Here is a 6402-nt window from a genome sequence, read left to right as displayed (position 1 = left end):
TTCCTTGTGCAGTTCCTGCAGGCTGTTGACCTCGCCACCGCTGCGAAAATCGAGCGAATGGACGAGCGCGCGCGCGCCGGCAACGGTGGTCGAATAGGTAATGCGCTGCTGCAGCGCTTCGCGCCGGATCGAGAACGAATCGGCGATCGCCTGCCGGCCTTCGGTGGTATTGACGATGAACACGATCTCGCCGTTCTTGACCAGATCGACGATATGCGGCCGACCTTCGGCCACCTTGTTGATGCGTGCGCAGGCGATACCGTGCGCGCTGAGATACGTGCAGGTGCCGGAAGTTGCCACAAGATTGTAGCCGCGCTTGATCAGGTCCTGCGCAACCAGCAGCACGCGTGGCTTGTCGGCGTCGCGCACCGAGAGGAATACCTTGCCGATCTTTGGCGCGGAGATATTCGCCGCCTCGTGTGCGCGCGCGAACGCGGCGCCGAAACTGCGGCCGACGCCCATGACTTCGCCGGTCGAGCGCATCTCGGGACCGAGGATCGGATCGACGTTCTGGAACTTGAGGAAGGGAAAAATCGCTTCCTTGACCGAGTAATACTTCGGCACGATCTCGCGCGTGGCGCCTTGTTCGGCCAGGCTCTTGCCCACCATGCAGCGCGCGGCGATCTTGGCCAGCGCGACGCCGGTCGCCTTGGACACGAAGGGTACGGTGCGCGACGCGCGCGGATTGACTTCGAGGATGAAGATCGTCGCATCACCGTTTTCGTCGGTCTGGATCGCGAACTGCGTGTTCATCAAGCCCACGACCCGCAGTTCGCGCGCCATCTGCGTCACCTGCACGCGCAACTCGTCCTGCACTTTCGCCGGCAGCGAATACGGCGGCAGCGAACACGACGAATCGCCGGAATGCACGCCAGCCTCCTCGATATGTTCCATGATGCCACCGATCAGCACGTTGCCGCCCTTGTCCGCCACGATATCGACGTCGACCTCGACCGCGTTGTCGAGGAAGCGGTCGAGCAGCACCGGCGAGTCGTTCGACACGCGCACCGCATCGGTGATGTAGCGCTTGAGGTCGGCGTCGGAATGCACGACTTCCATCGCGCGCCCGCCGAGCACGTAGCTTGGCCGCACGACCAGCGGATAGCCGATCGCCCGTGCGTGCGCGAGCGCTTCGTCAGGCGTGCGCGCCGTGCGGTTCGGCGGCTGCGTGAGACCGAGCTTGGCGACCATTTTCTGAAAGCGCTCGCGGTCTTCGGCCAGATCGATCGAATCGGGCGAGGTCCCGATGATCGGCGCGCCATTTGCTTCCAGCGCACGCGCGAGCTTGAGCGGCGTCTGCCCGCCGTACTGCACGATCACGCCCTTGGGCTTTTCCTTGTCGATGATTTCGAGCACGTCTTCGAGCGTGAGTGGTTCGAAGTAGAGGCGATCCGACGTGTCATAGTCGGTCGACACGGTTTCCGGATTGCAGTTGACCATGATGGTCTCGTAACCATCTTCGCGCAGTGCGAGCGCCGCGTGCACGCAGCAATAGTCAAACTCGATGCCCTGGCCGATGCGGTTCGGGCCGCCGCCGAGCACCATGATCTTGTCGCGCGTGGTCGGTTCGGCCTCGCATTCTTCCTCATAGGTCGAATACAGATACGCCGTCGTCGTGGCAAATTCGGCCGCGCAGGAATCCACGCGCTTGTACACCGGATGCACGCCGAACGCGCGGCGCAGCGTGCGCACCGCGCCCTCGTCGGTGCCGAGCAGGCTTGCCAGGCGCGCATCGGAAAAACCCTTGCGCTTGAGCGCGCGCATGCGCGCCGTGTCGATGCCGTTCAGTCCGGACGTCTTTACTGCCGTTTCGATTTCGATCAGTTCGCCGATCTGGTCGAGGAACCAGCGGTCGATGCGAGTCAGCGCAAAAATCTCTTCGAGCGACAAGCCCGCGCGGAACGCATCGGCGACATAGAAAATGCGGTCGGGCTTGGGCTCGCGCAGTTCGCGCTTGAGCGTTGAGAGAGCGTCTTCGTCGGCAAAATCGAGCGCGGTCGGATTCAAGCCGTCCTTGCCGGTTTCCAGTCCGCGCAGAGCTTTCTGCAACGACTCCTGGAAATTGCGCCCGATCGCCATCACCTCGCCGACCGATTTCATCTGCGTGGTCAGGCGTGCATCGGCGGCGGGGAATTTCTCGAATGCGAAACGCGGAATCTTGGTGACGACGTAGTCGATCGTCGGCTCGAACGAGGCCGGTGTGGCGCCGCCGGTTATTTCGTTGCGCAACTCGTCCAGCGTATAGCCGACCGCGAGCTTGGCCGCGATCTTGGCGATCGGAAACCCGGTCGCCTTGGACGCGAGCGCGCTGGAGCGCGACACGCGCGGGTTCATTTCGATCACGACGACGCGGCCGTTCTCGGCGTTGATGCCGAACTGCACGTTGGACCCGCCGGTATCCACACCGATCTTGCGCAGCACCGCGATCGACGCATCGCGCAGGCGCTGGTATTCCTTGTCGGTCAACGTCTGCGCTGGCGCGACCGTGATCGAGTCGCCCGTGTGCACGCCCATCGGATCGAAATTCTCGATCGAGCAGACGATGATGCAGTTGTCGGCCTTGTCGCGCACGACTTCCATCTCGAACTCTTTCCAGCCGAGCACGGACTCTTCGACCAGCACTTCGTGCACCGGCGAAAGTTCCAGGCCGCGCGCAATGATCTCGATGAATTCCTCGCGGTTGTAGGCGATGCCGCCGCCCGAGCCGCCAAGCGTGAAACTCGGCCGGATAATTGTCGGAAAGCCGACCTTGGTCTGCACTTCCAGCGCCTGCTCCAGCGTTTTCGCGACTTCGGCCTTGGGGCAATCGAGGCCGATCTCGATCATCGCGCGGCGGAACAGTTCGCGATCCTCGGCCATGCGAATCGCCTCGCGCGAGGCGCCGATCAGTTCGACGTTATACTTTTCCAGAATTCCACAATCGGCCAGATCCAGCGCACAGTTCAGCGCGGTCTGCCCGCCCATGGTCGGCAGCAGCGCATCGGGCCGCTCCTTGGCGATGATCTTCTCCACCGTGGCGCGATTGATCGGCTCGATATAGACCGCGTCCGCAGTTTCCGGGTCGGTCATGATCGTCGCCGGATTCGAGTTGACCAGCACCACCCGATAGCCTTCGGCCTTGAGTGCCTTGCACGCCTGCGCACCCGAGTAATCGAACTCGCAAGCCTGGCCGATCACGATCGGGCCGGCGCCGATGATCAGAATCGATTTTATGTCGGTGCGTTTTGGCATTAGATTCGGGACTCGGGGCTCGGGACTCGGGGATCGGATTCGAGCTTGTGCGTCAATGCTTGATGCAAACGCGACAGCATCTGTCCAGATCGTTCGCAGAACAGGAGCGCTTCATCACGCAGACCATCGTCTCCAAGATTCAGTTCTTTGGACAGCAAGAGTTGGGTTTCCAATTCGGCGGACGAACCCAGGGCTATGGATACGAAGCGCGCGTAATCCTTCGTCGAAGTACGCGCGTTACTTTCCGCGATGTTTGATGGAATCGACACAGCTGCTCGCTGCAATTGCGAGCTCAACCCGTAACGTTCTTCGCGCGGGAAACCCGAAGTCAACTCGTAAATCTTCTTGGTCAAGATCATGGCCAATTGCCAGACTTCGAGTTCTTTGAAATGCCGTGCGCTCACGCGGCTTTCTCCGAATCCCGAGCCCCGAGCCCCGAGTCCCGAATCAGCAGCACGAAGCGGTCGAACAAATAGCCGATATCGTGCGGGCCCGGGCTGGCTTCGGGGTGACCCTGGAAACAAAACGCCGGTGCATCGGTAAGCGCGAAGCCCTGTAGCGAGCCGTCGAACAACGAGGTATGGGTCACGCGCGTGTTCGCTGGCAGCGTCGCCGGATCAACCGCGAAGCCGTGATTCTGCGAGGTGACGAGCACGCGGCCGTCGTCGTGATCCTTGACCGGGTGATTCGCGCCGTGATGGCCGAACTTCATCTTGAGTGTTTTCGCACCGATCGCCAGGCCCATGATCTGCTGACCGAGACAGATGCCGAACAGCGGAATGCGGCGCTGGATGAATTCGCGCGTGGCTGCGATCGCGTAGTCGCAGGGCTCGGGATCGCCCGGGCCGTTCGAGAGAAACACGCCGTCGGGTTTGAGCGCGAGCGCTTCGGCGGCCGATGTTTGCGCCGGCACCACGGTGATCTCGCAGCCGCGGTCGACGAGCATGCGCAGGATATTGCGCTTGACGCCGAAGTCGTAGGCAACGACACGGTGACGCGCCGGCACCGACGCGAATTCGGTGCGATCCAGATCGTAGCTGCCCGCGTTGAAACGATAGCTCTGTGCCGTGCTGACGACTTTCGCCAGATCCATGCCCTCGAGCCCGGGGAATGCGCGCGCTTTCGCGTGCGCATGCATTTCGGATGCCGCCGCGCCAGTGACGATGCAACCGTTCTGCGCACCCTTGTCGCGCAGCAGGCGCGTCAGGCGGCGCGTGTCGATGTCCGCGATCGCGACGATGCCGTGGCGGCGCAGATAGACGTCGAGCGTTTCCTGCAGGCGCCAGCTGCTCGCCAGACGCGGCAGGTCACGGATGATCAAGCCGGCCGCATGCACGTGCGCCGACTCCTCGTCGACCGCGTTCACGCCGGTGTTGCCGATATGCGGGTAAGTCAGGGTGACGATCTGGCGCGCGTAGGAGGGATCGGTCAGGATTTCCTGATAGCCGGTGATCGCGGTATTGAACACCACCTCGCCAACGGTTTCGCCTTCCGCGCCGATCGAATTTCCGCGGAACAGGCTGCCATCTTGGAGTGCGAGTAGTGCCGGAATCATTGCGTCGCCTTGAGCGGGGGTGAAACGCAACCTTCGGATACAAGCCAACCCGCGGGCCGGTGCAAACCAGTCCGTGGGGTTGAAGGTTACGGGCGAGTACGAATGATACTGGTCGGTACCCTGCGGTGTCCATCGCGAGCCGTCGGAACGGGGGAAACTTTACCCGCGCAGCGCTAGAATCCGCAGGCCGTATTGCGAGTTCGATCGATGTCCGCTGCGATGTCCGCCGCCGAAGCCCCCATCCTGTTCGATCCCGCGCGTCTGGATCGCAGCGACAGCGTGCTGCGCGATACGCCGTTCCGCTTTCTGATCGCGCGCGAGCAGCTACCCGCAAGCGCCGCAGGCGAACTCGCACGCGACTTTCCAAAATACCCCAGCGCCGGCTTTTTCCCTTACGAGGAAAAGGATTGCGGCACTAGCGTCAATCGGCTGATCGGCGAATTGATCGATCCGGCCGTCGCCAGCGCGGTCGGCGCGAAACTCGGTATCGAGCGCCTCGGTCAATATCCGACCCTGGTCACCTTGTGCCGCGCGTTGAACAAGCGGCATGGCACGATCCATACCGACAGCAAATCCAAGGTAGCGACCGCATTGCTGTATTTGAACGAGTCCTGGCCGGATACCAGCGATGGCTGCTTCCGTTTCCTCAACCGCGTCGACAATGTCGACGATCTCGTCGCACCGGAAATCAAACCGCTGTACGGCAACTTCGTCGTGTTCAAGCGCGCCGACAATTCATTTCACGGCCATCTGCCTTACGAGGGCGAACGCCGCGTGATCCAGGTTGCCTGGCTCACCAGCGAGGACGAAAAACTGCGCAAGACCCAGCGCGGAAAATTGTCGCGCCTGCTCAAGAAACTGTTCGGCGGGCTCGACCGCAAGCTCGGTGCCGGTCGCGACAAGAACGCCGCGCACAAGGATTGATGTTTCGCCGCGACTGGCGACCGCGAATCGACGAGGAGCTGTTCGGATGTCAGGTAGCGCTTTTTTGACGGCTTTCCTTCTGTTCGCCCTGTCAGGCGTCGACCGCGCCGCGGCACCCGTTCCGACGATGCAAAGTCCGACGACGCAGGGAGTCGGCCCCGGCTACGACATTGAGATGAGCCGGATGATCCCGACGCGCGATGGCATCGCGCTTGAGGCATGGATCACCAAGCCGTCGCACCTCGCGGGCAAGCTACCGGCAGTGCTGGAACTGACCCAATACGACATCGATAGCGGCCGGCGTCAGGAGTCCGTCGCTCTGGCCAAGCGTGGCTTCGTCTTCGTGCAAGCCGAAGTGCGCGGCCGCGGGCGTTCTGGCGGCGAGAAAAGCGACGACCTCGGACTGCAGGTCGGGCGCGACGGTTACGACCTCGTCGAGTGGATCGCCAAGCAGCCGTGGAGCGATGGGCACGTCTTCATGTATGGCGGCTCGTTCGTCGGCATGACGCAATGACGCACTGCCGCCCAGCGTCCGCCGCACCTGTCCGGCATCGCCTGCGGATTCAACCGGTCAATGCAACAGTTTGCCGATATCGTTCGGCGGGTGTTTCGTAGCGTAGCGTTTTTCTGGGACGTTCGTTCAATCGTCTCGCTACGGCATTGAGCTTCGCTTGCGAGAAGGTGGATAGGTC

5 protein-coding genes and 1 pseudogene are annotated in these 6402 nt (G+C 62.2%); 2 read left to right on the top strand and 4 right to left on the bottom strand.

What is annotated here, in order from left to right; all coding sequences use genetic code 11:
- The 3 genes from carB to carA form a co-directional block, all read right to left on the bottom strand.
- A partial coding sequence (gene carB / locus VIE67_RS07060) for a carbamoyl-phosphate synthase large subunit (protein ID WP_332024660.1) occupies positions 1 to 3231 on the bottom strand: 3231 nt, incomplete at its 3' end.
- On the bottom strand, positions 3231 to 3635 hold the full coding sequence (locus VIE67_RS07055) for a four helix bundle protein (RefSeq protein ID WP_332024658.1): 405 nt from the start codon (positions 3633 to 3635) through the stop codon (positions 3231 to 3233). The genes carB and VIE67_RS07055, both read right to left, overlap by 1 nt.
- Positions 3632 to 4786, bottom strand: a complete 1155-nt coding sequence (gene carA, locus VIE67_RS07050) for a glutamine-hydrolyzing carbamoyl-phosphate synthase small subunit (RefSeq protein ID WP_332024657.1) — start codon at positions 4784 to 4786, stop codon at positions 3632 to 3634. The genes VIE67_RS07055 and carA overlap by 4 nt, the downstream gene beginning before the upstream one ends.
- Before the next feature lie 207 nt (positions 4787 to 4993).
- Between carA and VIE67_RS07045 the strand changes: the two genes are divergently transcribed.
- The gene (locus tag VIE67_RS07045; RefSeq protein WP_332024656.1) at positions 4994 to 5710 is read left to right on the top strand and encodes a 2OG-Fe(II) oxygenase family protein; all 717 of its coding nucleotides are present in this window, start codon (positions 4994 to 4996) and stop codon (positions 5708 to 5710) included.
- Between the two features lie 64 nt (positions 5711 to 5774).
- Complete coding sequence (locus VIE67_RS07040; protein WP_332024654.1) at positions 5775 to 6224, top strand: CocE/NonD family hydrolase; 450 nt, start codon at positions 5775 to 5777, stop codon at positions 6222 to 6224.
- A gap of 49 nt (positions 6225 to 6273) precedes the next feature.
- On the opposite strand, the pseudogene VIE67_RS07035 reads toward VIE67_RS07040, so the two are convergent.
- Positions 6274 to 6402 (bottom strand): annotated as a pseudogene (locus VIE67_RS07035) (IS30 family transposase); the annotation flags it as partial.

Source organism: Rudaea sp., assembly GCF_036560865.1.
In the GTDB taxonomy this organism is placed as follows: Bacteria; Pseudomonadota; Gammaproteobacteria; order Xanthomonadales; family Rhodanobacteraceae; genus Rudaea.
This window is presented reverse-complemented; position numbering and strand designations above follow the sequence as displayed.

Bases quoted from the DNA above. Each gene is read 5' to 3' on its own strand.
- VIE67_RS07045 (WP_332024656.1), top strand. From the start codon at position 4,994: ATGTCCGCTGCGATGTCCGCCGCCGAAGCCCCCATCCTGTTCGATCCC.
- carA (WP_332024657.1), bottom strand. From the start codon at position 4,786: ATGATTCCGGCACTACTCGCACTCCAAGATGGCAGCCTGTTCCGCGGA.